Below are 26,126 nucleotides of genomic sequence, written 5' to 3' on the forward strand. Positions count from 1 at the left end.
GACCTTGCCCCGGCGGGGCCGCGTGGCGCGCACCACCCCGCCGGGCACCCGGCGCACGCGGTCGGGGTGCGCCGTCACGAACCCGGCCACCATGTCGTCGCTGAACGTCGCCGGATCGTCGTACAAGCGGGTCATCTCTGCTCCTCGATCACCACGTCGTCGATCAGGACACCGGGGCCCAGTGCGGGCGGGCCCGGTCGAGGGCGGCCAGGTACTCGCGGTAGCCCCGTTCGTAGAACCCGACCACCTCGGCGCGGGGCCGCACGGTCCACCGGGCCGCCGCCCACCGCTCGCGGTCCACCGGGTCGCCGAGGGCGTCCCATGCGGTCATCGCGGCCCCCCGCGCACCCGCGCCCTCCTCCTGCGGCAGGTGCAGTGGTCTGCCGAGCACGTCGGCGAAGATCTGGCTCCACCGCGCCGACCGCGCACCGCCGCCGCAGGCGGAGACCTCCCCGGTCAGGCCCGCGGCCTCCAGGTTGTGCCGGGCGGCGTAGGCCAGTGCCTCACACATGGCCCGCACCAGGTCGGCCCGCGTGGTTTCCAGCGAGAGCCCGGTGAACTGGCCCCGTGCGTGCGGGTCCACGAACGGGGCACGTTCCCCGGAGGTGGACAGGAAGGACAACGCGCCGACGCCACCGGCTCCGGGTTCGGTCCCGTCCAGCATGGTGTCGAGCTCGTCGGTATCGGCGCCGACCATGCCCAGCACCCAGTCGAGATTGGCGGTGCCCACCATCGCGGGCATCACCCGTAAATGGTGTTCCGGCAGTGGGGTCGCCAGCCACATCCCCGCGGTCTCGCCGCCCGTACTGATCTCGACCTCGTCGCGCAGCACCTGACAGCCCAGCGTCGTGCCGATCACCAGCGAGCCCTCGCCGACCTCGCGGACGCCGGAGCCGATCGCGCAGGCGGGCAGGTCGAACGGTCCGGCCGACACCGGCAGGCCCGACGGCAGGCTCAGCATCCGCGCGTTGTCGGCGGTCAACGCGAACAGCGTCTTCGGCGGGGCCGGTTCGGCCAGCAGCCCGGCATGGGCGTCGAGCCCACAGGTACGCAGGGCCTCGGCCGAGTAGGTACGGGTGCGGGGGTCGAGGAACGGCAGGGAGGCGTCCGAGACGTCCACGGTGATCTCGCCGGTGAGCCGTTGCACGATCGCGTCCACGCAGTACCCGGCGACCACGGCCTGTTCCAGCCGTTCGGGCTCGTGTTCTGCCAGGTGCGCCAGCAACGGCCCCGCCGACCCGGGGAACAGGCCCGCACCGGTGAGTTCGTGGAGCCTGCGCTCGACCCCCGACCCGCGCCAGCGGTCGAGCACCCCGGTGGCGCGGGCGTCCAGCCAGGAGATCGCGGGCCCGACCGGCTCGCCGTCGGCGTCGCGCAACCACAGCCCGTCGCCCTGCCCGGTGAGGGCCAGCGCCTCGACCGGTTCGTCGGCGCGCTCGGCGGCGGCCGCCACGTCGCGAATCACCGCGCGGGCCGAGTCGAGAACCTCCACCAGGTCGTGCTCCACCCGGCCGCCGGGACGGCGGTGCAGGGTGGAGCGCCTGCTGTGCGTGACGAGTGCGGTGCCGTCGCGGCGCAGCAGAGACGCCTTGGTCACCGACGTGCCGATGTCGACTCCGATGATCATGACCGTGCCTCCCCGATCCGGGGGAGCACGTCCGGATTGGCCACGTACCGCGGGCGCTCGCCGTCGAGGAAGCGGGCGATCTCCCCGGCGACGATCCCGGCCGCCCGGTGCGCCGTCTGCCGGGTGGCTCCGGCCAGGTGCGGGGTGGTGATCACGTTCGGCGCGTCGAACAGCGGCCAGTGGCGCGGGGGCGGCTCGATGTCGTAGACGTCGACGGCGAGCGCGCCCAGGTGTCCGGATTTGAGCAGCTCCGGTAGTGGCGTGTAGTCCAGCAGCCCACCGCGCGCGGAGTTGACCAGCACCGCGCCCCGGGGCAGCAGCGTCAGGTTGTCCGCGTTCAGCAGGTGCTCGGTCTCCGGGGTCAGGCGCGCGTGCAGGCTGACCACGGAGCTGCGCCGCAACAACTCGTCCAGCTCGACCGGTTCGACGCCGTCGGCGGCCGCCTCCTCCGCGCTCACGAACGGGTCGGCGATCAGCACGTGCGCACCGAAGGCGCGCAGCACCCGCGCCACGATGCGGCCGATCGCGCCGTAACCGACCAGACCGGCCGTGCCGCCGTCCAGTTCGAGGCCCGCGTTGTCGTAGGCGTAGTAGTCCCCGCGCCAGTGACCGTCCTTCAGTTCGGCGTCCGAGCCGGGGATGCGGCGCAGCGCGGCCAGGATCAGCCCGACCGCGAACTCGGCGGCCGCCGCGGCGTTGCGCCCGGGGGCGTAGCTGACCACGACGCCGTGCTCCGTGGCGGCGTCAAGGTCCACGTTCACCGGGCCACCCCGGCAGACACCGACGAACCGCAGCTGCGGGTTCGCGGCCAGCACGTCGGCGGTGATCGGGGCCATCTGGGTGGCCACCACCTCGACACCGGGCAGCGCGTCGAGTATCTGACGTTCGGTGCCACTGGCCTCCCGCACACCGCCGACCGGTCCGAACGGCTCCACCGGCCACGGCAGGCACAGCGTGCGCACATCGATGTCGTGATTCGTCACCTGACGGTGCAGGGCGTCGGCGAACAGGTACGGACCGACGAAGTGATCGCCCGCGGCGAGAACACTGGTCATGGTGGGGACTCCTTTGTCACACACCGCCCGGAGGCGGCCCTGTCACACAGCGGTCCCGGTGCCGGACCGGGGACGGGAACGGTCAGTACCCGACCGGCTCGGGCAGGTACTTCGTGAGCAACCGGCGCACCTCCTCCTGATCCGCGGCGACGTGTGCCGCCCGCGCGAGCGCGTCCCCGGCGGGGGCGTAGTCGGGGTTGGGCAGGGCGATCACCGTCATCCCGGCCGCGGCGGCCGCACGCAGGCCGTTGCTGGAGTCCTCCACCGCCAGGCACCGACCGGGCCGCTCGCCCAGCTTGTCCGCCGCGGCGAGGTAGACGTCCGGGCTCGGCTTTCCCCGGGGCACCTCGGCGCTGGAGACGGTTGCGGCGAAGGATTGCGCGAGGTCGTGGCCGGTGAGTACCGCGTCGATCAGCCGTCGCGGGGCCGAGGAGGCGAGTGCGATCGGCGCCCGCCGGGCGACGTCGGTGACCATCCGGCCCGCACCGTCGAGGAGTCGGATCTCGCCGGTGTCCAGGGCGGCGATCATGTCGTCGACGACGAGCTGCTCGGTGCGCTCGGCGGACTCCGTGGTGCCGCTGAACTCGGCGAGGAAGGCGGCCCACTCCGGTGCGCTCATGCCCTGTACCCGTCGGGTCTGTGCGGACGTCCAGGTACGGCCGTGGGCCTCGGCGAAGCGGGCCCACATCCGTTCCCAGAGGTGTTCGCTGTGAACGAGGACGCCGTCCATGTCGAACACCACCGCGCGGTGCGTGTCGGCCGTCGCCTCGGGGTTCCCCATCTCGCTACCTCCCGCCCGTTCACTGACGAAGGTAAAATTAACACTCATGTCGTTATCTGTCACGAGGTTCCGATGAGATCGGCTCTGTCCGCGTGTCCGATGCACGGTCGGTCCGCCGGTGCGGGCAAGATGGCCACATGACGTCCGCACCGAAGAAGAAGTCCTCCCGCATACAGCGTCAGCAGCGGATCGTCGACCACGTCGTCGCCAACGGATCCGCCGCCGCCGGCGAGCTGTCCGAGCTGACCGGCGTCAGCCTGATGACCGTGCACCGCGATCTGGACGATCTGGTCAGCCGGGGGGTCCTCCGCAAGTTCCACGGCGGGGTCTCCGCCCAGCCGTCGACGGTGTTCGAGAGCAGTTCCGACTTCCGGCTGCACACGCACATCGCCGAGAAGGAGGCGCTGGGACGGGAGGCACTGCGATTTCTCACGCCGGGGATGTCCGTGTTGCTGGACGACTCGACCACCGCCCTCGCACTGGCCCGGCTGTTGCCGGAGGTGGGGCCGCTGACGGTGGTGAGCAACTACCGGCAGGTGCTGGAGGCGCTGCGGGACGCCACGGACGTCCGGCTGATCGGGCTCGGTGGCGAGTACTCCCGCACCCACGACTCCTATCTGGGACTGCCGTGTCAGGAGATGATCGCCGGTTTCTCGGTCGATGTGGTCTTCCTGTCCACCTCGGCGATGAACGCGCGGCTGACCTTTCATCAGGAGCAGGACCTCGTGCTGGTCAAGCGGGCGATGTTGGCGAGCGCGGCCACCAAGGTGCTGATGATGGACGCGAGCAAGGTCGGCCGTTCCGCGCTGCACCAGCTGGTGCCGGTCAGCGCGTTCGATCACGTGCTGCTGGCGGGCTCGCTCGGTGCGGACCTGGTGTCGGAGATCGCGGAGTACGCCGACGTGCGGACCGTGCCGGTGGACCGACCGGTCACGAACGGGTCGAATTAACGTCTTGTGCGTTAACTGAAACATGCTCCATGATAGTCCGGCCGTGACCGGGCGTGTCCCGTGCACCCCGGGCCTTCCGACTCGTGGAGACAGTGATGTCCCGACAGACACCGGTGTCCCGACAGACACCAGCGGAGACCGCGGCCGAGCGCCCGGTCAGCTTCTTCGACCGTATCGGCATACCCCGGACACTGGTCTGGGGTTTCGTCGCCGTGCTGATCTTCATGATCGGTGACGGCGTGGAGATCACGTACCTCGCCGAGTACCTGTCCCGGCCCGACGGGGGTGGACTGGAGGGGTCGACGGCGACCTTCGCCACCGTCACCGTCTACGGCGTCGCGGTGATGGTGGCGTCCTGGTTCTCCGGCACGCTGTCGGCGATCTGGGGTCCCCGGCGGGTCATGTGGCTCGGCGGGGCGTGGTGGATCGTGTTCGAGGTCCTGTTCCTGTTCGTCGCGATCCCGCTGCAGGACACCGCGATCATCGTCATCACCTACGGCATCCGTGGCTTCGCCTACCCGTTGTTCGCGTTCGCCTTCCTGGTGTGGGCGCAGGTCGCGAGTCCCACCGGGATGCGTGGTTCGGTCGCGGGGTGGTTCTGGTTCGCCTTCACCGGTGGCCTGCCGACCCTCGGCGCCGCGGTGGCCGCGCTGGCGATCGGCCCGTTCGGACTGAGCCTGTACGGGACGCTGATCCTGTCGCTCGTGCTGGTCGTGATCGGGGTGCTTCTCGGCAGCTTCGGTGTGCGCGAGCGGCACGGGCTCGAACCGATCGCCGACGCGAGCGTCGCGAACCCGCGCAGTCTGAAGCGGCTCGGGGAGGGTGTGGACATCCTCTGGCGGGACCGCAGGACGCTGGCGGGCGGACTGGTCCGCATCGTCAACACCGCGCCGCAGTACGGCTTCTTCGCGATGTTCCCGTTCACCCTGGGCCCGGAGACACCGGGCGGTGGGTTCCTCAGCACGGCCGAGGTGTCCACGCTCGCCACCCTCGCCTACGGCGCGAACATCGCGGCGAACCTGTTCTTCGGTGTGTTCGGCGACCGGTTCGGCTGGCGGCGCACGGTGACCTGGTTCGGGTGTGTGGGCTGTGCCGTCGGGATCCCGGTGTGGTACTTCGGCGCCGTGCTCTCCGAGAGCTTCCTGGTCGCCGCCGCGTGCGGCGCCGTCTACGGGATCCTGCTCGCGGGGTTCGTGCCACTGTCGGCACTGATGCCGTCGATGGTGGCGCCGAAGGACAAGGGGTCGGCCCTGGCGATCCTCAACTTCGGTGCCGGGGGCGCGGCCTTCGTCGGCCCGATGATGGTCACCGTGCTGCACCCGTTCGTCGGCGGCGGCGGGGTGGCGATCGCCTTCAGCTTGCTGTACCTGGCGATGGCGGTGCTGTGCCGCCACCTCAGGGACGAGTCCGACCCGGGGGAGTGGAACCGGAACACGGCGTCACCCGGCGCGTCCGCACACGTGACGGCGTGATTCCGAGTGGTCCGGCGTGCCCTCCTGGCAGCGGGCACGCCGGACCACTCGGGTGGAACTCTAACTGGTTGACTGCCTGCTAGTCGTCCGGCTGGATTCTGCGCATGATCACAAACGAAATAACGCAGTACCTCGGTCTGGAGGGTGAGTGGACGGCGGTGTTGTCCTTCGGGCCGCGCTCGGTGGACGGCCCGGTGTCGATCACGGTGAGCCCGACCGATCCGGAACGGCCACCGCACGGCGGGTTGTCCTCGGTCGCGCTCCGTGAGATCGACATCCGGGCGGCGATCAAGGCACGGGAACCACGTACCTCGGGTTCGGCCGCCGGTCGCTGGCGGATGGAGCAGAACGGGATACGCGAGGCGCGGCAGCTCTTCGAGAGCGAAGGGGTCACCGACCACTACCTCACTGCACTGTCGCAGCTCTACCTCTCAGCCGTCGAGCGAGGTGAACACCGGCCACTGCGGTGGCTGGCGGATCGCACCGGCCGGACGTACTCGACGGTCAAGTCCCACCTCTGGCAGGCGACCCGGCGGGGAATTCTGGAGCGCTCCTCCGGCCGGGCCGGAGGAGCGCTCACCGAGAAGGGGAAAGCCTTGTCCGCCCGGAACGCGCGGCCCGGCGGTGGACAGGACGACGAGGAGTGAGCGGGGCGGCGGTGGTGCCGTGAAGGACTCCTTCGCTGCGTCGTGTGCCGCGAAGGAGTCCCGCACGGCACCAACCGGTGCCGCTCACGCGTGACCTCACGAGTCGTCGAGAGGGCGCAGCATCTCCAGCAGGCCCCGCAACGGTTCCAACTCCTGTGTCGACTGTGGATCGAGGTCGGGGTTGAGGTGCATGAGGTTGTTGCGGAACTGGGCGGCGGTGTGCAGTTGGGTGAGGAACTGTCCCCGGTCGAGCGACCAGCGCAGTGGTGTCCAGAGGTCCTCCGACTTGAACACGTGCGGATACTCGCCGAGCGTAAGGTCCTCGACGTCGCGCACCCGGTTGCGACGGTGCGGCCGGAGTCCGTTCCGGACCTGATCGAGGCCGATGCGGCCGTCGTCGACTGCGCGGCCGACGATCCGACGGAGCCTCCGTTCGATCTCGGAGACCAGCAGGAACGGCCGGAGCTGGTTGTCCAGCTGGTCGGTGAGGTCGGCCGTGGTGATGATCCCGCAGACTCGCTTCTGCGCATCGCGGACGAAGACGAATCCCCGATCGCGGATCTCCGGGAGCCAGTCGAGCAGATCGTCGGCCCCGTCCGCATCCCGTGCCGGACCCATCGCCTGTTTCAGGGTGGGAGAGGGGTTGGCGAGGTAGGCCTTGCCGACACTCTCCCAGCTGACCGCGCCGACGAGTCGTCCGTCGTTGTCCACGCCGCGAGCTGGGAGTACTTCTTCGCCGTCATCGTCGTGGTTGCCGAGGGCAGCGGGTCGTCGATCCGCACCGACTCGACGGGACACCCCGCCGAAGGCAGCTGGTCCACCAGGAACGCGACCGGACGGTCGTCCAGGGACGGTTCGTCCGGGAGTTCGCTCGCCGTCGGAGGCGGGAACTCGGCGTGCGGTCCGGTGCCCACCGGCACGATCCGGACGGAACTGTTGATGTTGCCTTCGGTGAACGACGGAGTAGTGGCCAGTCCGAGTTCGGCGAGCCTGTTCTGGATCTCCTCGATGACCGCGGGCCACCGGCGGGCGTGCCCCCAGAGGCCGAGGAGTTCACGGACGGTCAGCCGGACCTCCTCGCCCCGCTCGACGGCCGCGTCGACGATCTCCTCCAGACGGCGCACGGGTGCGGTCGACTCCTGCTCGACCGCACTCTCCGGGCCGGGATCCACGCCCCGCTCCGCGCGAGTTCGGTGATGCGCGCGGCGGCGTTGTTCCGCCGGAGCTCGAAGACGGTGAGCAGCGATCCCATGCTGTCGCGCAGGTCCTGGTGCAGCAGGTCACGCTCGAGGCCCTTGGTCCGCCATTCGACCGGTCGGGTGTGCCGGAACCCGAACCCGGCTTCCGCGCGGAACCGGTACGGGCCGGTGACCACACCGACCGCGAACTGACGCCGGCCGTTCGACGCAACAGGGATGACGACGTGATCGCCGACCGACCGAGATCTCCTCCCGGAACCGCCACAGCTGACCGGTCCAGTTGGCGATCACCTGGGGACTGAGGTCCGGGTACTCGCGGATGAGCAGCTCCCGGACCTGCTCGCGGTTCTCGACCTGTGCGAGATCACCGGTCTCGTCCCAGCCGATGATGGCGAGTCCTTCCGCGAGCGCGGCCTGTTCCTGCTCGCCCCGACGTCCCGTCCGGACCATCCATGCGCGTGCCATACCGGTACGTGTTCCCCCACCGAAGATCGTGTGTGACTGATCTTCACCGTACGTACCCGCCACCCGAGGGGAGTGCCGCCCGACCCGCGTCGTGACTGGTTCGTTGACGGTGTCGGGATCGTCCATGGGCAACACGTAGAGGGATGAACGCCGCCTGGCCGGACGATCAGCAGCCCTCCCGGAGCACGTCCACCGCTTCCCGGAGACCGTAGCGTGACTCCAAGGTCTTCAGCACATCGTCCACGCTCAGCGGCGGACGGTGGTTCTCGACGCGATCGCCGCGACTGCCGACAGCGCCCGCGACGGCCCGGTCGCGACACGGTCCGCGCAGAACCGCCGTGGGGACAGGACAGCGAGGTCGCCGGGGAGGTGCGAGCGCGGGAAGTCCCTGTGGTTCTCCGTGATGATCGCCCCGGCACCGGCGACCACCGCGGCCGCCACCACATGTTCATCGTCCGGGTCCGGCAGACCATAGGTGCCTTCGAGTCCTTCCCAGCCGGTCACTTCGGCGTCGTTGAAGGCCCGTTGCATTGCGATGATCAATGTACGGGCGCGGCGCCGTGCCTCCGTGTCGGCCATGCCGCGATCCACGAGCTTCACGGCTTCGTGATGGGCGAGCTCCTCGAGAATTACTCCACTCCACGCCGGGCGGTAGAGGCCCTCGACCGCGAGCGACAGCAGGAAGTCACGCTGCAGGCTGGGCCAGAGGACACAGGTGTCGAGCAGTGCCGTGAACACTCGGAGAGTGTCGCATAGTGCGCTACATGCGTTCGGTGTGGTGCCGACGACGTCGGGCCACCTCCTTGCGCGCTGAGCGCATCCTGGCCAGGGCGGTGTCGATATCCTCGTCCTCGTCGACGGCCGTGGCCTCGAGCGCCGCATACTGTTCGGCACGCCGCCGGTCGCGGTACGAGAGCAGATCCCGCAGTGCCATCCGGCGGTGTGTCCCCACGCGGTCGAACGGGATCTCGCCGTCGTCGAGCAGTCGGACGACGGTCGGTCTGCTGACGCCCAGCAGTTCGGCGGCCTGCTGTGTGGTCAGTGTCGTGTTCTGCGGCGCTACGGTCACCGCGAGGCCGTGCCGGAGGGCTTCCACCACATGCCGCAGGACGCGGGATACCTCTTCCGGTAGCTCCACCTGCTCGTCGGGGCCGGCGCCACTGAGGAGATACGCGGACCGCCCATCCGCGGTCTCCGTGTGTCCGTGCGTCTCCAGGAAGGCTTGAACGCTGGCCAGTTGCCGCTGCTCCGCAGTCTCGGGAACGTACGTTTCCTGTCGTAGCTCCGTGCTCATGCGTCCTCCTCAGTCGCTCGTAACGTAACTCGTTTCGTTTTGTTCGTCCAGTCGCCCGGATGTCGTTCGGAGCGGGCCTCACCTACAGGGGTGGACCGGGACCGGAGCGGGAACAGGGCCTCCCGCGTGGCGCGTTGGGAGCCGCATGCGAGCCATGGTTCTGGAGCAGTACGGCGGGCCGGACGAGCTGGTCCCGCGTGAGCACGCCGACCCGAAGGTGGCGCCCGGTGAGGTGCTCCTCGCTGTGAAGGCGGCGGGGGTGAACCCGGTGGACTGGAAGATCGGTGCGGGCTACCTCGACGGCATGCTGGAGACCCACTTTCCGATCATCCCCGGGTGGGATGTCGCCGGGGTGGTGGAAGCCACGGGGCTGGACGTCACCGAGTACTCGGTCGGCGACGAGGTCGTCGGCTACCTGCGCAAGGACTGGGTGGAGTACGGCTCCTACGCCGAGTTCGTGTCCGCGCACGTGCGACTGGTCGCGCCGAAACCGGCGTCGCTGGACTGGACGCACGCCGCCGGGCTGCCCCTCGTCGGGCTCACCGCCTGGCAGACCCTCGACCGGGTGAAGATGGGACGGGGCGACACCGTCCTCGTGCATGCCGCCGCGGGCGGGGTCGGCTCGATCGCCACCCAGCTCGCCGTGGCGCGGGGTGCCCGCGTGCTCGGCACGGCGGCCGAGCACAACCACGACTTCCTGCGCGAACTCGGCGCCGAGCCCGTTTCCTACGGCGACGGGCTCGGCGGCCGGGTCCGCGAGCTCGCCCCGGACGGGGTGGACGCGGCCGTGGACTACGTCGGCGGGGACTCGATCGACGCCTCGCGCGAGCTGCTGCGCGAGGCGTCCCGGCTGGCTTCGGTCGCCGACCCGCGGGCCGACGAGGTAGGCGGAATCTACATGTGGGTGCGCCCGGACACCGGGCAGTTGGCGGAGCTGGCCGCGATGGCCGGTGACGGCCGGCTGCGGGTCAACGTCGACCGGGTGTTGTCCCTGGAGGAGGCCGCCGAGGCGTGGCGGCTCAACCAGCAGGGGACCACGCGCGGCAAGATCGTGCTCACGGTGGAGTGATGTCGCCCGTCGCCGCTCACATCACCGGTCGGAGCGCGGCGAGCACGCCCAGGCCGACGAGTACGAGCGCCGAGGCCCGGGTGAACACCCGCTTCGCCCGAGAGGTGGCGACCAGGCGGTGCAGCACTCCCGTGCAGGCGGCCAGCCACACCGCCATCACCGTCACGTGTGCGGTGGCCAGGGTGAGGATCTGCCCGGCCACCGCCAGGTCGGTGTCCAGGAACTGCGGGACGAGCGTGAGGTAGACCAGCGCCGCCTTCGGGTTGAGCACGTTGCCCAGCAGGGCCTCGACGTAGGTGCGGGGAAGGGAGACCGCGTCCGGCGCGGCGTCGGCGGAGCCGGATGGTGCGGCCGTTCTCCCCGAGGCGTGCCAGGTCCACAGCCCGAGCCCGACCAGGTAGCCGGCGCCGAGGTAGGTGCCGACCGTGAACGCCGTGTCGGAACGCACGAGCACCGCCGACAGGCCCACGGCGGCGAGAGTGGCGTGGACGTAGATGCCGGTGGCGGTGCCGAGCACCACGGGAACGGCGTGTCGTCGGCCCCCGGCGGCGACGTGCCGGATCAGCAGGGTGAGGCTGGCGCCCGGGGTCGCGACGAGCGGGAACACGACCGCGACGAAAGCCGCGAGCGCGACGGGATGTGCCATGCCGGATCCGCTCAGGGCACGACGCGGTAGTGGGTGGTCAGTCGCCCGTCCCCGGCGATCCGGTGGACCCGGTTGACGGGGCCTTCCGTGGGCGGCGCCCCGAGGAGGAACTCCCGGACCGCCGGTCGGGTGTCGTGGTTGCCCGGAATGGTCAGTACCGGCGTAGGGGTCGACAGGATCCGCGCGGACGCACGGTACTCGGCTTCGGTCGCGTGCTCGGTGACGTCTCCGGTCACCACGATCGCGTCGACAGGACGCGGAAGGGCGCGCAGGTGGTCCATCACCCGCGTGGCGCGTTCGGTGGTCCGTTCACCACCGTCCAGGTGCAGGTCACTGATCTGGGCGAACACCGCCGTCGTCATCAGCCGATCCCTCCCGATCGCGCCGCTCGCCGACGGCGTCGCTAATGGATTCGTCCACGATATCCATTAGGACGCTACGATCGGCGTGATCATCCGGTCAACTGGGAGAGGACGAGCGGACATCGTGCGGTGCTTCCCGGCTGTGGATCTGGCGAACACCCTTCGCCACGACGGCCAGGGAGGGGTCACCGACGACCTGGCGACCCCCGCAGCCACCGCCCGGTGGCTGCGGCAGTGGCACGAGCTGGTGCCGGGTGAGCCACCCGACGTCGACGGGGAGCTGCACGCGCGACTGCTCGGGCTCCGCACGGCCGTGCGGGCGTTGTTCGCCCATGCCGTCGCACCCGGTCCGGCGAGTCGCGCGGACACGCGACCGCTGATGCCGAAGGACGAGGCGCTCGCGGGCCTCAACGCCGCGGCGACCACGGACCCCGTCGTTCCGGAGCTCCACTGGCCCGGCGAAAGCACCCCGACGAGACGGATGCGGTCGACCGAGACCGATGCCCGCACGTGTTTCGTGGCCGCGCTCGCCCGTGCCGCGATCGCGTTCCTCGGCGGTCCCGACCGGGAACGCCTGCGCGCCTGCGCCGCTCCCCGCTGCGTGCGGTATTTTGTCCAGGTACACGGCAGACAGCAGTGGTGCGCACCCTCGTGCGGGAACCGAGCACGGGTGGCCCGCCACCACCGTCGTCGGCAGAGGCCGCAGACCCGGCCGCACGATGGGGGCAGCTGATGCTGGAGATCGAGGACCGGCCGTCGGACTCGCCGTACGTTGCCCGGGTGTGGCGGGCACGCAGTAGCGGCGTCGAACGCATGAGGTCGGTGGCGACCTCGCACTGGGAACTCGTCGTGTGGACACACCGCGGCCGCGTCGATGTCGGCGTACGTGGTCCGGAGACGGTGGCGAGCCTCGCGGACGTGCCGGATGACTCGGAGTTCTTCGGGATCAGCTTCGCGCACGGCACGACGATGCCGCACCTGCCGATCCCGCGGCTCGTCGACGGGCAGACCGACAGTCGACACGCGACGCCGCGGAGCTTCGTGCTCCGGGGCGAGGAGTGGGCGCTTCCCGACTTCGACAGTGCCGAGCAGTTCGTGGCCCGGCTCGTGCGGGCGGGAGTGCTCGTGCGGGATCCGCTGGTGGCCGAGGCCGTCCCCGGTGACGTCGCGGGTGTGGGTGCGCGTTCGGTACAGCGGCGGGTCGTGGCGACGACCGGCCTCACCCGGAGCACGATCCGGCAGATCGAGCGTGCCCGGCGGGCCGCACTGCTGCTCCGCGCGAGGGCCACACCTCTCGACGTCGTGAACCGGCTCGGTTACCACGACCAGCCACACCTGTCCCGCTCACTCACCCGTTTCCTCGGCCGCACGGCGACGCACCTGCGGCGCGACACCGCCGAACCCCTGTCGCTTCTGTACAAGACCGACCTCTCCAGCGGCCACTAGCCTGTCCTGCGCGCCGGCGGAGACCGGCGCGCACATCATCGTTCAGGAGGGGCACGACACAGGCATGGGCAGGATCATCGCGAACTTCTTCGTTTCACTCGACGGCGTGGTCGAATCGCCGGACGAGTGGCACTTCCCGTACTTCGACGACGAGATGGGGGCCGTGGTCGCCGCCGGCATGGAGACCAACAAGGCCTTCCTCATGGGGCGCACGCTCTACGACGAGTGGGCCGCCTACTGGCCGGACAGCACCGACGAACCGTTCGCGACCCACTTCAACACCATGCCGAAGTACGTGATCTCCGGGTCGCTGACCGACCCCTCGTGGAACAACACGACGGTGCTGCCCGGCGACGTCGACGCGGTCCGTGCGGTCAAGGAGAGCATCGACGGGGACCTCGGGATGTCGGGCAGCGCGAGCACGGTGCGCTGGCTGCTCGCCCACGGGCTGCTCGACCAACTCCGCCTGTTGGTGCATCCGATCGTCGTCGGCCACGGAAATCGGCTGTTCGACGGAAACACCGCCACGCAGAAGCTCACCCTCGCCGACAGCGGCACGCTGTCCAGCGGGGTGCTCACCCTCACCTATGTGCCGACCTCGTGACGACCGGGCCCGGTCGGGATCTCACCGATCCGGCCCGGGCCGCCCGTCCGGCGAGATAGCGTCACCGGCATGGCAGAGCCGGACTTCGTGATCCGTACCCGCGCGGCCTACGACACGATCACCGAGCCCTATACGGAGTGGGTCGCCGCCGAGCTGGCGGTCCGGCCGCTCGACCGCGCCGTCCTCGGCGGCTTCGCCGAGCTCGTCACCGCCGCCGACGCGGGCCCGGTGGTCGAGATCGGCTGTGGACCGGGCCGCATCACCGCACACCTGCACGGTCTCGGCCTCGCGGTATTCGGGATCGACCTCTCACCCCGCATGGTCGCCCGCGCCCGGCAGGACCATCCCCACCTACGGTTCGCCGAGGGATCCATGCTCGGTCTCGACCTCGACGACAGCTCCCTCGGCGGCCTCGTGGCGTGGTACTCGATCATCCACGTGCCCGACGAGCGACTGCCGGACGTGTTCGCCGAGTTCCACCGCGTGCTGGCCCCGGGCGGGTACACGCAGCTCGCGTTCGCGGTGGGTGACGAGGTGGTCCCTCGCGACGAACTCGGCGGGCACCCGGTGTCGCTGGACTTCCACCCACGCCGCCCGGACCGGGTCGCCGACCTGCTGCGTGCAGCGGGCCTGCATCCGCGCGCCCGACTGGTCCGCGAGCCGGACACCGACGGCGACTACCCGGAGTGGGCACCGCAGGCGTTCCTGCTGGTGAGAAAACCACTCCCCACCGACCAGGAGAATCCGGGCTGAGCCGCGCCGGTCCGGGTGCCGTGAAGGACTCCTTTCCTGCACTCAACGCAGTGAAGGAGTCCCTCGCGGCGTTGAACGCAGGGAAGGGGGCCTTCACGGCGTTGAGCGCAGGCGATGGGGGGACGGTGGCTATCCGCCGCCTCACGCCGCGGGCTGCGCCAGGATGAGGGGCACGGCCACGGGCCCCACGCCCCGGTAATCCCGTGACGTGGGCGTCGCCTGCTCGATTCGGGTGCTCGACACGTCGATGTCGGACAGGGCGAGCAGGCTGCACCGCGCCACGCAGTGACCTGCGGCCTTCGTTGTTCTCCTGTGACACACTGTTCCACGTGAAAGGGGGACCGGCCGATGCAGGGAGACGTGTCGCGTAGTGCCACGACGTTGGAGGTCAAGGACCTCGTCGAGATGGCGTGGCAGGGCAGGATCAGGGTGCCGCATTTCCAGCGCTCCTTCCGGTGGAAATTGGCGGACGCGGAGAAACTGTTCGACAGCATCGTGCGGAACTATCCGATCGGGAGTCTCCTGCTCTGGGCCCGCCCGGCTCCGGCCGCTGAATTGCACCTCGGGGCGCTGCGTCTGGACGCTCCCGAGCTGCCCGAGGCGCTCTGGGTGGTCGACGGGCAGCAGCGCATCACGAGCATAGCCAACGTACTGAACCCGGAGGCGGGCAACGATCCACGATTCGCCCTCGCCTACGACCTCAGCGCAGACAAGTTCGTCAGACCGGGAGAAAACGCCGATCCGACCGTTCTTCCACTTCCCGTTCTCTATGATCCGCAGAGATTGATGAAGTGGTTCTGGGACCACCCCGAGATCAAGGACCATTTCGACCAGGCGAGCGCGATCACCGACAAGATTCGTACGTACGCGGTTCCCGCTTATCTCGTCAAACACAGTGACGAGCGTGTTCTCCAGGACATTTTCGATCGGATGAACAACTACGGGAAGCGGCTGACGAAGGCGGAGGTGTTCTCGGCGCTCAATGCCGGGGAGGAGAGTGCGGCCGGGGAGAAGCTGGATTTCGCTCTCATCGCGTCCCACGTCGACGAGGACCGTCAGTTCGGTGAACTGGACGAGGGTACCGTTCTCCAAGCGGTCCTGGCGCGCAGGGACCCGGACATCCAGCGCGAGGTACGGGTCGAGTTCACCGACGGCGGTGAGGACCGGGACACCGCGTACCGGGCCGCGGAGAACGCGCTCCTCCGGGCCGTGTCGTTCCTCCAGATCGAGGCACAGGTGCCTCACCTCGCGCTCCTGCCGTACCGCTATCTGCTGATCGTGCTGGCCCGGTTCTTTGCGCATCATCCCGAACCCGAGGCGCAGAACGTGAAACTGCTCCGACGGTGGTTCTGGCGGGCGGCAGCGGTGGGGCCGGGCATCTTTCCCGGTGGTACCACGGGAGCGACCCGAATCTACGGCCAGAAGATCGTCCCCGGGCAGGAGTCGAGCTCCGTGCAGGCGTTGTTGAACGCGATCGGAGCCGAACCGGCCGACTCTCCCGTACCGGATGTCCGGAAGTTCCGGGCGAACTCCGCGGCCGGGAAGATCGTGTTGTGCAGCTGGTGGGCGCTGGAGCCCCGGGATCCGACTACGGGGGAGCCGTTCAGCTCGGCGGAGCTGGCGGAAAGTCTCACGGGTCAGTGGACCGCCTCGGACGCGATTCACAAGATCGTCACAACGGACCAGCTCGATGCTGATCGCCGGAACAGCGCCGCGAACCGGATGTTCCTTCCGGTTCTCCGGCAGGACGTCGCCGAGGCATCCGCTTCGCTCTCCGTCGAACTGACAGCGGTGTCGGAGGAGCTGCAGGATCGGGTGTGCAGGTCTCGCAGATCCCACCTCGTATCACCGGAAGCTGCTGGACTCCTGCGGTCCGGGCGACTGCCCGAGTTCATCGATGTCCGGCAGCAATTGGTGTACGACACCGTCTGGTCGTTTCTCCGGCAACGGTGCGAGTGGGGATTCGAGGACACACCCCCACTGGCGGAGCTCGTCATCGAGGACGAGGACGAGGACGATGGCGCATACTGAGCAGCGCCACGGGGTCTGGCTCGACGAGTACCGCGTGGGAACGCTGAATCAGCGCGGGGACTACACCTGGTTCACGTTCACCGAGGAGTACCTCGACGACGCGGATCGCCCGGTGCTCGGACTGATCTTCGAGCAGGACATGCACGCGCGCCACGCCAGCGCACTACGGCTGCCCCCGTGGTTCTCCAACCTGCTTCCGGAGGGCAAGCTGCGGGAGTGGATCGCCGCCGACCGGCACGTGTCGGTGGACCGGGAGATGGAACTGCTCGCGCAGGTCGGACACGATCTGCCCGGGGCGGTCCGGGTGCTGCCCGAGGACGGCGAGCCGTCCGCGTGGCGCCCGGAGGCGGCGAGCGGTGCGCCCAGGGAGGCCGGTCACTCCGGGTGGAAGTTCTCGCTCGCCGGAGTCGGTCTCAAGTTCTCGATGGTCAAGCACAACGACCGGTTGACCCTGCCCGCCTCGGGTGAGGGTGGCGACTGGATCGTGAAACTCCCGGACCGGATCTATCCCGACGTCCCGGTCAACGAGTACGCGATGATGTCGCTGGCCGGTGCGGTGGGCATCGATGTCCCCGAGGTCCGGCTGGTGCATCGGGACCAGGTGCATGATCTCCCCGCGCACATCTGGCCGGAGAAGGAGGAATTCGCCTACGCGGTCGGCCGCTTCGACCGCGACGGCGGGAGACGCCTGGTGCACATCGAGGACATGGCCCAGATCCGCAACACCTACCCCGAGCGGAAATATCAGGGGAACTTCGAGACCGTCGCCGCACTCGTCCATCGGCGCCGGGACCTTCCCGCACTTCGGGAGTTCGCCCGCAGACTGGCCTTCATCGTACTGATCTCGAACGGCGACGCGCATTTCAAGAACTGGTCACTCATCTACCGCGATCGGCGTGTTCCCACGCTCGCGCCCGCGTACGATCTCGTGTCCACCGCCTTCTACCAGGCCGGTGAAGGCACGGAGGACCTCGGACTGAAGTTCGGTGGGACCAGGGATTTCGGCCGGGTCACCACCGGCACGTTCGCCCGACTGGAGCGGCGGCTCGGCGCGCATGCCGCGGAACTGGCCGACGTGGCAGCGGAGACGGTGCACCGCGTCCGCGTCGAGTGGCCACGGTTCGCTCCGCTGCTGCGCGACAACGCGCCTCTCCGGGAGGCGATCGACACGAGCATCACCGAACGATCCCGGACGCTGCTCGCCACGGCGTGATGCGGACCGTCCGGTGGGGTCCTGTCCCGGGACTTTTCTCCACCGGACGGTCCGTACCCGGTGTCCGGCTACTTCAGCTCGCTGCTGGATTTGCCCAGCAGGCGGCGGGCGACGATCAGCTGCTGGATCTGCTGGGTGCCCTCGAAGATGTCCAGAATCTTCGAGTCGCGGCTCCACTTCTCCAGCAGGGACTCCTCCGAGTAGCCCAGCGTGCCCGCGAGTTCGACACAGCCCAGCGTCACGTCGACGGCCGTGCGGCCCGCCTTCGCCTTGGCCATCGAGGCCTGCAGCGAGTTGGGCTTGCGGTTGTCGGCCATCCACGCCGACTCCAGGGTCAGCAGGTACGCCGCCTCGTAGTCGGCCTCCAGTCGCAGATACCGTGCGGCGGCTGCGTGTTGGAGATTCGCCGGCCGGTCGTAGTCGACCGTCACCCCCGCCTCGGCCAGCAGCCGTTCGGTCTCCTCCAACGCCGCCCGCGCGACGCCGACGGCCATGGCGGCCACCAACGGGCGGGTGTTGTCGAAGGTCTGCATGACCCCGGCGAAGCCCTTCCTGGTGTCGATCTCCGGGGTGCCGAGCAGGTTCTCCTTCGGCACGCGGCAGTTGTCGAAGCGCAGCACCGCCGTGTCCGAGGCACGGATGCCGAGCTTGTGCTCCAGCCGCACCACCTCGAAGCCGGGCGTGCCCTTCTCCACGACGAACGACTTGATCGCCGCGCGGCCCACGTCCTTGTCCAGGGTGGCCCAGACGACGACCGAGTCGGCGCGCGCGCCCGAGGTGACGAAGATCTTCTCGCCGTTGAGGACGTAGTTGTCGCCGTCCTCGGTGGCCGTGGTGGTGATGGCCGCCGAGTCGGACCCGCACCCCGGTTCGGTGATCGCCATCGCCGACCAGGTGCCCGCGAACCGCTCCAGCTGCTCGTCGTCGGCCACCGAGGCGATCGCGGCGTTGCCCAGGCCCTGGCGCGGCATGGACAGCAGCATCGCCACGTCGCCCCAGCACATCTCGATGGTGCCGAGCACGGTGGACAGGTTGCCGCCGTTGCGGTTGCCGGAGTCCTTCTCGTCCTCCTTGCGGCGCACGCCCGCCGCGCCCGCGCCGCCCTCACCGGAGGTGTTCAGTCCGTCCAGCAGGGAGGCGAGCATGTCCAGCTCGACCGGGTACTCGTGCTCGGCGCGGTCGTACTTGCGCGAGATCGGGCGGAACACCTCGGACGCGGCCTGCCGCGCCTGGTTGACCAGTCCCTTCGCCTTCTTCGGGACCTCAAGGTTGATCATGCGCTGACGACCCCCTCCATGACGGCGATGGCGCGCAGGTCGCGATACCAGCGTTCCACCGGGTGTTCCTTGATGTAGCCGTGGCCACCGAGCAGCTGCACCCCGGCGTTGCCGATCCGCATGCCCTTCTCCGCGGCCAGCGAGTGCGCCAGGGCGACCTCCCGGGCGTTGTCCCTGCCCTGTTCGGCCCGCGCGGCGGCACGCAGCATGGTCAGCCGCATGCTCTCCAGCTCGATGCCGATGTCGGCGACCTGGAACGCCACGCCCTGCCGGTGGCTGACCGGCTCCCCGAACGCCTGCCGCTCGTTGACGTACGGGACGACGTAGTCGAGCACGGCCTTGCCGGTGCCGCAGGCCAGCGCCGCCCAGCCCAGCCGGGAGGAGCGCACCACCCGGGTGAACACGTCCGCCTTGCCACCGCCGATCAACGCCCCCGCGGGCACCGTCGCACCGTCGAGCACGACCTTGCCGGTGGCCGCGCCGCGCAGCCCCATCGCCGGGTCGGCCTCGACCGACAGGCCCGTGGTGCCGGACTCCACCAAGAACAGCGCGGGTCCGCGGCCCTCCAGATCGGCGGAGACGACGAACAGTTCCGCCTGCGCCGCGCGCGGAACCAGGTTCTTCACCCCGTCCAGCTTGTACCCGTCCGGGGTGCGGCGGGCCTTCGTCGCCGGGGCGAACACGTCGAACAACGGCCGCCGTTCCTGCAGCGCGAGTGCCGCGGCGGGCACGTTCTCGTCGGTGAACGCGGGCAGATACGTCGCCTGCTGGTGCGCGTCGCCGTGTTCGGCGAGCACGTTCGCCACCGCGGACGGGGCGAGCACCGCCACCGCCAGGCCGAGGTCACCGTGGGCGAGTGCCTCGGCCACGAGCGCGTTGGTGACCGACGAGCGCTCGGTGCCCATGCCGCCGAGTTCCTCGGGAACCCCGACGGCGGTCAGGCCCAGTTCGGCGGCCCGGCCCAGCAGGCCGTCGGGTGGGGTGAGTTCCTCGTCCGCCCCGGCCGCGGCGGGCCGCAGCTGCTCGGCGGCGAACTCGGTCACCGTCTCGACGATCATCTGCTGCTCGTCGGTCGGTGTCAGGTCGAACAGCCCGGTGTCGGGCGCGTCCGTCGGCCGCGCGGGCTTGTTCATCCGGGTCCTCGCCTGGAACGTCCGCTGCGCCGCGCCCGCCGCGCGGAAGCCCTGGCGCGTGGCCGTGGCCACGACGTTCTCCACGGGCTTCCGCAGTCCGGCGCGGTCGAGCAGTGTGGAACCGGCGAGCCGGTTGAGCGCCGCGAGGCCGAGGCCCATGGCGTCGCGTTTGGTCGCATTCTGTCTGGCCACAGCTGTCCCCTCCGGTCTACCTACTCGCGAGTAGGTTAGCCGGTGACCGTGGCCGGACGCCAGTAGGGTCGCCCCGTCCGTCGTGATCCGGGTGTCTCAGGTGATGCCGAGCACGGCGCGCAGCAGCGTGCCGAGCTCGGCGGCCAGGTTCGGCCGGGCCGCCACCCGGCGGGTCCGGGTCAGGTCGTTGGCGATCGTCAGCGCCGCGTGCACGGCGATCCGGATTTCGCGGGTATCCGATCCGGGATGAACGGCCTGCAACAGTCCGACCCACTGGGCGACGTAGTCCCGCTGGATGCGCACCAGTTCGCCCCTGTCCCGCTCGGCGATGTGCACCCGGTCCACCGAGAAGGCCACCAGCAGCTCGGGCGGGCCCGTCAGCGTGCGCACGTACGAGTCGGCCAGCCTGCGCAGCGCCTCGGTCTCGTCCGGCGGCGCGCTCGTGCGCACGGCATGTTCGGCGGCCAGCCCGAGGCGGTCGCCGGCGCGGCGTCCGATCGCGGCCAGCAGGCTGCTCTTGCTGGAGAAGTGCCGGTACACACTCGGCCCGGCGATGCCCGCGGCCTGCCCGATGTCCTCCATGCTCACGTCGGTGAAGCCCCGCGTGCGGAACAACTCGGCGGCCTCGGTGAGCACCCGTTCGCGCCGCGAGGGGTGCCCCAGCGTCGGCGTCTCCGCCGCCGGTGCGGTGTCCCCGGCCAGTGTGGTGTCCCCGGCGGCGGGCGCGGGCAGGTCCGCGTGCAGGACGCGCAGGGCCAGGGTGGTCAGCAGCTCGGTGAACCGCCGCTTCGGCAGGCTCGTGTGGTGTACCGACACGCTGCCGAACACCGACAGCGCCGCCCAGCACAGCAGTTCGGCGTCGTCGGCGGCCAGCTCCGGGCGGCGCCGCATCAGCACCTTGGACCACGCCGTGAGCATCGCCGTCGAGCGGCTCCGGATCTCGCGCTGGGTCCGGTCGTCCAGGTGACGGCCCTCCCACCGCCACAGCGCGGCCACGTCCCGGCGTTCGACCGAACGTGCGGCGAGGCGTTCGAGCAGGTCCCGGATCCGCTGGGGCGTGGCGGTATCCGCACCCTCCAGCGCGTCGCCGGTGGCGGTCTCCATCTCCCGCAGTCCGGTGAGCAGCACGTGTGCGAGGACCGCCTGCTTGTCGGTGAAGTGCCGGTAGAGCGCGGGGCCGGTGACGCCCGCGGCCGCGGCGATGTCGTTGATCCCGACGCCGTGGTACCCGCGCTCGCGGAACAGCTCCGACGCCACCGCGGCGAGCTGGGCCCTGCGGTCGCGGCCGCGCCTGGTCCTGCTGGTGTCACCGTCCATAACGTGAGCACACTCTAGCGTCTGTGCTCCCCCGGGCAACCCGTTGACAGCCTGCGCGAATGCGGGATTATGTTAGTAGCGATTAGCACCACGAAACCCAGCACCACGAAAGGCGGACTCCGCCAGGAAGGACCGTGGGTGTGAGTACAGAGGCGTTCATCTACGAGGCGATCCGTACGCCTCGTGGCAAGAACAAGGGCGGCGCCCTGCACGGGGTCAAGCCGCTGGACCTGGTCGTCGGCCTGATCGACGAACTGAAGTCGCGGCACCCCGACATGGACCCGGCCCTGATCGACGACATCATCCTCGGTGTCGTCTCCCCGGTGGGTGACCAGGGCGCCGACATCGCGCGCGCCGCGGCGATCGCGTCCGGACTGCCCGAGACGGTCGCGGGCGTGCAGCTCAACCGGTTCTGCGCGTCCGGGCTGGAGGCCGTCAACCAGGCGGCCCAGAAGGTCCGCGCGGGCTTCGACAAGCTCCTCCTGGGCGGCGGCGTCGAGTCGATGTCGCGGGTGCCGATGGGCTCCGACGGTGGCGCGATGTTCACCGACCCGGCCACCAACTACGACTCCTACTTCGTCCCGCAGGGCATCGGCGCCGACCTGATCGCCACCCTGGAGGGCTTCTCCCGGGAGGACGTCGACCGCTTCGCCGCGAGCTCGCAGGAGAAGGCCGAGGCCGCCTGGGCGGGCGGGTACTTCTCGAAGTCCGTGGTGCCCGTCACCGACATCAACGGGGTCACGATCCTCGACCACGACGAGCACCGTCGTCCGGGCACGACCGTGGAGTCACTCGGCAAGCTCAAGCCCGCCTTCGCCGACATCGGCGAGATGGCCGGGTTCGACGCGGTGGCCACGCAGAAGTACCACTCGGTCGAGCAGATCGACCACGTGCACACCGGCGGCAACTCGTCGGGCATCGTCGACGGCGCCGCGCTGGTGCTGGTCGGTGATGAGGAGACCGGCAAGCGGGCCGGACTCACGCCGCGGGCTCGCGTGGTGTCCACCGCCGTCACCGGCTCCGACCCGACGATCATGCTTACCGGCCCGACGCCGGCCACGCAGAAAGTGCTCAAGCAGGCCGGGCTCACCGTCGACGACATCGACCTGTTCGAGCTGAACGAGGCGTTCGCCGCCGTGGTCCTCAAGTGGATGAAGGACCTCAAGATCCCGGAGGAGAAGGTCAACGTCAACGGCGGTGCCATCGCGATGGGCCACCCGCTCGGCGCGACCGGCGCGATGATCCTGGGCACGATGGTCGACGAACTGGAGCGGCGTCAGGCCCGGCGCGCGCTCGTGACCCTGTGCATCGGCGGCGGCATGGGGCTGGCCACCATCATCGAGCGCGTGTGAGGGACGAAGAACAACGATGACTGAATCCAAGACCATCCGCTGGGAGACCGACTCCGACGGCATCGTCGTGCTCACGCTCGACGACCCGAACCAGTCGGCCAACACCATGAACGCCGACTTCCGCGAGTCGCTGGCCGCGACCGTGGACCGCTTGGAGGCCGAGCGGGACTCCATCACCGGTGTGGTGCTGACCTCGGCGAAGAAGACCTTCTTCGCCGGTGGCGACCTCAACGACCTGATCCGGGCCACGCCCGAGCTGGCCGGGGCCATGACGGAGCAGACCAACGCCGTCAAGCGGGACCTGCGCAGGCTGGAGACGCTGGGCAAGCCGGTCGTCGCCGCGATGAACGGCGCCGCGCTCGGCGGCGGCCTGGAGCTGGCGCTGGCCTGCCACCGCCGGATCGCCGCCGACGTCAAGGGCAGCCAGATCGGTTTGCCCGAGGTGACGCTGGGGCTGCTGCCCGGGGGCGGCGGCGTCGTGCGCACCGTGCGCCTGCTGGGCATCCAGAGCGCCGTGCTCAACGTGCTCGTCGAGGGGCAGCGGCACAAGCCCGCGAAGGCGCTGGAACTGGGCCTGATCGACGAACTGCTCGACTCGCCCGACGGGCTGCTGTCCAAGGCCAAGGAGTGGATCAACGCCAACCCCGAGGCCCAGCAGCCGTGGGACGTGAAGGGTTACAAGATCCCCGGTGGCACGCCGTCCAACCCGAGCTTCGCGGCGAACCTGCCCGCGTTCCCGGCGACGCTGCGCAAGCAGCTCAAGGGCGCGCCGATGCCCGCCCCGCGGGCGATCCTCGCCGCCGCGGTCGAGGGCAGCCAGGTCGACGTGGACACCGCGTCCGAGATCGAGACGCGGTACTTCGTCAGCTTGGCCACCGGGCAGGTCGCGAAGAACATGACCAAGGCGTTCTTCTTCGACCTGCAGCACATCAACTCGGGCGGGTCCCGGCCCGACGGGTACGAGAAGTACCAGGCCCGCAAGGTCGGCGTGCTCGGCGCGGGCATGATGGGCGCGGCCATCGCCTACGTCTCCGCCAAGGCCGGGATCGACGTCGTGCTCAAGGACGTCTCGACCGAGAACGCGGAGAAGGGCAAGGACTACGCCCGCAAGCTGGAGGAGAAGGCCCTCAAGCGCGGAAAGACCACGCAGGAGCGTTCGGACGCGCTGCTGGGCCGGATCACCGCGACGGGTGACCCGCAGGAGTTGTCCGGCGTCGACTTCGTGATCGAGGCGGTGTTCGAGAGCACCGAGCTCAAGCACAAGGTCTTCGCCGAGATCGAGGGCGTGGTCGACTCGGACGCGGTGCTCGGCTCGAACACCTCCACGCTGCCCATCACCGGCCTGGCCGAGGGGGTCCAGCGGCAGGAGGACTTCATCGGCATCCACTTCTTCTCGCCGGTGGACAAGATGCCGCTCGTGGAGATCATCCGTGGGGAGAAGACCTCGGACGCCACGCTGGCCAAGGTCATCGACTACACGATGCAGATCAAGAAGACCCCGATCGTGGTCAACGACAGCCGCGGGTTCTTCACCAGCCGGGTGATCGGTACGTTCATCAACGAGGCCGTCGCGGCCGTCGGCGAGGGCGTGGAGCCGGCCACCATCGAGCAGGCGGGCTCGCAGGCGGGCTACCCGTCGCCGCCGCTGCAGCTGATGGACGAGCTGACCCTGACGCTGCCGCGCAAGATCCGCGAGGAGACGCGGGCCGGTGTCGAGGCCGCGGGCGGCACCTGGACGCCGCACCCGTCGGACGCGGTCATCGACCGGATGATCGACGAGTTCGATCGCAAGGGCCGCTCCAGCGGCGCCGGGTTCTACGAGTACGACGAGTCGGGCAAGCGCACGCGGCTGTGGCCGGGTCTGCGCGAGGCGTACGACAGCGGCAGCGGTGAGGTTCCGTTCGAGGACCTGAAGGAGCGGATGCTCTTCGCCGAGGCGCTGGAGACCGTCAAGTGCTTCGACGAGGGCGTGCTGCGGTCGGTGCAGGACGCCAACATCGGCTCGATCTTCGGCATCGGCTTCCCGGCGTGGACCGGCGGCGTGGCGCAGTACATGAACCAGTACCCGGGCGGTCTGCAGGGCTTCGTGGCCCGCTCCCGTGAGTTGGCCCGGCGCTACGGCAGCCACTTCGAGCCGCCGCAGTCCCTGGTCGACAAGGCCGACAAGGGCGAGATCTACGAGTAACCGCCCGGCCCGGTCGGGTTGGTGAACGTGAGGGGCACTTTCCCTGCGTCGAGTGCAGGGAAAGTGCCCCTCACTGCGTTCAACGCAGGGAAGGTGCCCTTCACGGCAACCCCGGCGAGCGGTCAGAGCAGGGGTGGGACCATCGCTTCGATGAGGTGGGGGCCCGGTTCGGACAGGGCGGTGCGGAACTGGTCGGCCAGTTGTTCGGCCGTCTTCGCCTGCGTGGCGGGTACGCCCATGCCCTCGGCGATGCGGGTGAAGTCCATGTCCGGGGTGGACAGATCGAGCAGGCTGTTCGCCTTCGGGCCGGAGGTGTCGGCACCCACCCGTTGCAGCTCCATCCGGAGGATCGCGTAGGCGCGGTTGTTCAGCACCACCGTCGTGACGTTCAGATTCTCCCGCGCCTGGGTCCACAGTGCGGAGATCGTGTAGAGCGCGCTGCCGTCCGACTCCAGGTTGATCACCGGACGGTCCGGTGCGGCGATCGCGGCACCGGTGGCCACCGGCATCCCCTGCCCGATCGCGCCGCCGGTCAACGTGAGCACGTCGTGCCGGGGCGCACCCGCCGTGGCCGGGGGAACGAGCAACCCCGAGGTGTTGGCCTCGTCGGAGACGATCGCGCCCTCCGGCAGCAGCGCCCCGAGGACCTGCGCCCAGTTCTGCGGCGTCAGCTCCCCCTCGGGCAGCTCCGGACGGTGCGCGGGGGCCAGGTCCGGTTCGGTGTCCGGGGCGAGAAGATCGGCCAGCTCCTCCAGAGCCGTGACGACGTCGTCGTCCTCCCCGGCCAGGGTGTGCGTCTGCGCACCCTCGGGCACCAGGTCGCTGGCCTTGCCGGGGTAGGCGAAGAACGAGACCGGCGCACGGGTGCCCGCCACCACGACATGCCGGACGCCGTCGAGCTGGTAGGCCACCTGTTCGGCCAGATACCCCAGCCGGTCGAGGGCGGGCAGTCCCGCGCCCCGTTCGACCCGCGCCGGGAAGGTCTCCAGGAACGGCCGGGCGCCGGTGGCCTTCGCGATCCGGCTCGCCGCGCGCAGTCCGGCCTCCCGGCAGGCC

General features: G+C 69.9%; 25 protein-coding genes. 12 read left to right on the plus strand and 13 right to left on the minus strand.

From position 1 onward, the window contains the following. Window positions 1-163: 163 nt before the first annotated feature. The 3 genes from SACHA_RS0109085 to SACHA_RS0109095 all read right to left on the minus strand — a co-directional run bounded on the left by SACHA_RS0109085 (window position 164) and on the right by SACHA_RS0109095 (window position 3,463). On the minus strand, window positions 164-1,627 hold the full coding sequence (locus SACHA_RS0109085; RefSeq protein WP_019809065.1) for an FGGY-family carbohydrate kinase: 1,464 nt from the start codon (window positions 1,625-1,627) through the stop codon (window positions 164-166). Then, window positions 1,624-2,682 carry a 2-hydroxyacid dehydrogenase gene (locus SACHA_RS0109090; RefSeq protein WP_019809066.1) on the minus strand — a complete coding sequence of 353 codons (1,059 nt, stop codon included), beginning with the start codon at window positions 2,680-2,682 and terminating at the stop codon, window positions 1,624-1,626. Before SACHA_RS0109090 ends, SACHA_RS0109085 begins: the two co-directional genes overlap by 4 nt. A gap of 82 nt (window positions 2,683-2,764) precedes the next feature. Beyond that, a complete protein-coding gene (locus tag SACHA_RS0109095; protein ID WP_019809068.1) occupies window positions 2,765-3,463 on the minus strand; it encodes an HAD family hydrolase in 699 nt (232 codons plus the stop codon). Between the two features lie 137 nt (window positions 3,464-3,600). Between SACHA_RS0109095 and SACHA_RS0109100 the strand changes: the two genes are divergently transcribed. From SACHA_RS0109100 to SACHA_RS0109110, 3 genes are all read left to right on the plus strand, one after another. Then, the gene (locus tag SACHA_RS0109100) at window positions 3,601-4,413 is read left to right on the plus strand and encodes a DeoR/GlpR family DNA-binding transcription regulator (RefSeq protein ID WP_019809070.1); all 813 of its coding nucleotides are present in this window, start codon (window positions 3,601-3,603) and stop codon (window positions 4,411-4,413) included. Between the two features lie 95 nt (window positions 4,414-4,508). Further along, entirely contained in the window at window positions 4,509-5,885 is a 1,377-nt protein-coding gene (locus tag SACHA_RS21195) for an MFS transporter (RefSeq protein ID WP_019809072.1), read from the plus strand. A gap of 104 nt (window positions 5,886-5,989) precedes the next feature. Beyond that, the gene (locus tag SACHA_RS0109110) at window positions 5,990-6,532 is read left to right on the plus strand and encodes a hypothetical protein (RefSeq protein ID WP_019809074.1); all 543 of its coding nucleotides are present in this window, start codon (window positions 5,990-5,992) and stop codon (window positions 6,530-6,532) included. A 96-nt stretch (window positions 6,533-6,628) separates the two neighbouring features. On the opposite strand, the gene SACHA_RS0109115 is transcribed toward SACHA_RS0109110, so the two are convergent. The 4 genes from SACHA_RS0109115 to SACHA_RS0109130 all read right to left on the minus strand — a co-directional run bounded on the left by SACHA_RS0109115 (window position 6,629) and on the right by SACHA_RS0109130 (window position 9,490). Continuing rightward, window positions 6,629-7,243, minus strand: a complete 615-nt coding sequence (locus SACHA_RS0109115) for a hypothetical protein (protein ID WP_019809076.1) — start codon at window positions 7,241-7,243, stop codon at window positions 6,629-6,631. Beyond that, a complete protein-coding gene (locus SACHA_RS0109120) occupies window positions 7,159-7,704 on the minus strand; it encodes a hypothetical protein (RefSeq protein WP_019809082.1) in 546 nt (181 codons plus the stop codon). Before SACHA_RS0109120 ends, SACHA_RS0109115 begins: the two co-directional genes overlap by 85 nt. Window positions 7,705-8,442: 738 nt before the next feature. Next, window positions 8,443-8,934 carry a PIN domain-containing protein gene (locus SACHA_RS21200; protein ID WP_019809084.1) on the minus strand — a complete coding sequence of 164 codons (492 nt, stop codon included), beginning with the start codon at window positions 8,932-8,934 and terminating at the stop codon, window positions 8,443-8,445. Between the two features lie 22 nt (window positions 8,935-8,956). Then, the gene (locus SACHA_RS0109130; RefSeq protein WP_019809086.1) at window positions 8,957-9,490 is read right to left on the minus strand and encodes a helix-turn-helix domain-containing protein; all 534 of its coding nucleotides are present in this window, start codon (window positions 9,488-9,490) and stop codon (window positions 8,957-8,959) included. Between the two features lie 154 nt (window positions 9,491-9,644). Between SACHA_RS0109130 and SACHA_RS0109135 the strand changes: the two genes are divergently transcribed. After that, entirely contained in the window at window positions 9,645-10,559 is a 915-nt protein-coding gene (locus SACHA_RS0109135; RefSeq protein ID WP_019809090.1) for an NADP-dependent oxidoreductase, read from the plus strand. A gap of 16 nt (window positions 10,560-10,575) precedes the next feature. Here SACHA_RS0109135 and SACHA_RS0109140 read toward each other — a convergent pair whose 3' ends face one another. Next, window positions 10,576-11,205 carry a LysE family translocator gene (locus SACHA_RS0109140; RefSeq protein ID WP_019809093.1) on the minus strand — a complete coding sequence of 210 codons (630 nt, stop codon included), beginning with the start codon at window positions 11,203-11,205 and terminating at the stop codon, window positions 10,576-10,578. An 11-nt stretch (window positions 11,206-11,216) separates the two neighbouring features. After that, window positions 11,217-11,567: a metallophosphoesterase gene (locus tag SACHA_RS21205; RefSeq protein ID WP_019809095.1), complete on the minus strand. Its 351-nt coding sequence runs from the start codon at window positions 11,565-11,567 to the stop codon at window positions 11,217-11,219. A gap of 142 nt (window positions 11,568-11,709) precedes the next feature. Between SACHA_RS21205 and SACHA_RS0109150 the strand changes: the two genes are divergently transcribed. From SACHA_RS0109150 to SACHA_RS0109180, 6 genes are all read left to right on the plus strand, one after another. Beyond that, window positions 11,710-12,300 (plus strand): CGNR zinc finger domain-containing protein, encoded by a 591-nt coding sequence (locus tag SACHA_RS0109150; RefSeq protein ID WP_019809097.1) that lies wholly within the window; start codon window positions 11,710-11,712, stop codon window positions 12,298-12,300. Continuing rightward, on the plus strand, window positions 12,300-13,013 hold the full coding sequence (locus tag SACHA_RS0109155; RefSeq protein ID WP_019809099.1) for a helix-turn-helix domain-containing protein: 714 nt from the start codon (window positions 12,300-12,302) through the stop codon (window positions 13,011-13,013). Before SACHA_RS0109150 ends, SACHA_RS0109155 begins: the two co-directional genes overlap by 1 nt. 64 nt (window positions 13,014-13,077) lie before the next feature. Further along, a complete protein-coding gene (locus SACHA_RS0109160; protein WP_019809101.1) occupies window positions 13,078-13,617 on the plus strand; it encodes a dihydrofolate reductase family protein in 540 nt (179 codons plus the stop codon). Window positions 13,618-13,686: 69 nt separating this feature from the next. Then, window positions 13,687-14,370 carry a class I SAM-dependent DNA methyltransferase gene (locus SACHA_RS0109165; protein ID WP_019809103.1) on the plus strand — a complete coding sequence of 228 codons (684 nt, stop codon included), beginning with the start codon at window positions 13,687-13,689 and terminating at the stop codon, window positions 14,368-14,370. A gap of 360 nt (window positions 14,371-14,730) precedes the next feature. Continuing rightward, window positions 14,731-16,401: a DUF262 domain-containing protein gene (locus SACHA_RS0109175; RefSeq protein ID WP_232211847.1), complete on the plus strand. Its 1,671-nt coding sequence runs from the start codon at window positions 14,731-14,733 to the stop codon at window positions 16,399-16,401. Continuing rightward, on the plus strand, window positions 16,388-17,614 hold the full coding sequence (locus SACHA_RS0109180; RefSeq protein WP_019809109.1) for a type II toxin-antitoxin system HipA family toxin: 1,227 nt from the start codon (window positions 16,388-16,390) through the stop codon (window positions 17,612-17,614). Before SACHA_RS0109175 ends, SACHA_RS0109180 begins: the two co-directional genes overlap by 14 nt. 68 nt (window positions 17,615-17,682) lie before the next feature. Here the strand turns inward: SACHA_RS0109180 and SACHA_RS0109185 are convergent, their stop codons facing one another. The 3 genes from SACHA_RS0109185 to SACHA_RS0109195 all read right to left on the minus strand — a co-directional run bounded on the left by SACHA_RS0109185 (window position 17,683) and on the right by SACHA_RS0109195 (window position 21,533). Continuing rightward, window positions 17,683-18,891 (minus strand): acyl-CoA dehydrogenase family protein, encoded by a 1,209-nt coding sequence (locus SACHA_RS0109185; RefSeq protein WP_019809111.1) that lies wholly within the window; start codon window positions 18,889-18,891, stop codon window positions 17,683-17,685. Continuing rightward, complete coding sequence (locus tag SACHA_RS0109190; RefSeq protein WP_198010124.1) at window positions 18,888-20,183, minus strand: acyl-CoA dehydrogenase family protein; 1,296 nt, start codon at window positions 20,181-20,183, stop codon at window positions 18,888-18,890. Before SACHA_RS0109190 ends, SACHA_RS0109185 begins: the two co-directional genes overlap by 4 nt. Window positions 20,184-20,312: 129 nt before the next feature. Then, complete coding sequence (locus SACHA_RS0109195; protein ID WP_019809116.1) at window positions 20,313-21,533, minus strand: TetR/AcrR family transcriptional regulator; 1,221 nt, start codon at window positions 21,531-21,533, stop codon at window positions 20,313-20,315. A gap of 140 nt (window positions 21,534-21,673) precedes the next feature. Here SACHA_RS0109195 and SACHA_RS0109200 point away from each other — a divergent pair, with 140 nt between their 5' ends. Together SACHA_RS0109200 and SACHA_RS0109205 are read left to right on the plus strand one after the other, a co-directional pair. Beyond that, on the plus strand, window positions 21,674-22,885 hold the full coding sequence (locus SACHA_RS0109200) for an acetyl-CoA C-acetyltransferase (protein ID WP_019809117.1): 1,212 nt from the start codon (window positions 21,674-21,676) through the stop codon (window positions 22,883-22,885). Between the two features lie 16 nt (window positions 22,886-22,901). After that, a complete protein-coding gene (locus SACHA_RS0109205) occupies window positions 22,902-25,070 on the plus strand; it encodes a 3-hydroxyacyl-CoA dehydrogenase NAD-binding domain-containing protein (RefSeq protein ID WP_019809119.1) in 2,169 nt (722 codons plus the stop codon). A gap of 122 nt (window positions 25,071-25,192) precedes the next feature. On the opposite strand, the gene SACHA_RS21210 is transcribed toward SACHA_RS0109205, so the two are convergent. Continuing rightward, a partial coding sequence (locus tag SACHA_RS21210) for an acetolactate synthase large subunit (protein WP_019809121.1) occupies window positions 25,193-26,126 on the minus strand: 934 nt, incomplete at its 5' end.

The sequence above is a fragment of the Saccharomonospora halophila 8 genome (assembly GCF_000383775.1).
In the GTDB taxonomy this organism is placed as follows: domain Bacteria; phylum Actinomycetota; class Actinomycetes; order Mycobacteriales; family Pseudonocardiaceae; genus Saccharomonospora; species Saccharomonospora halophila.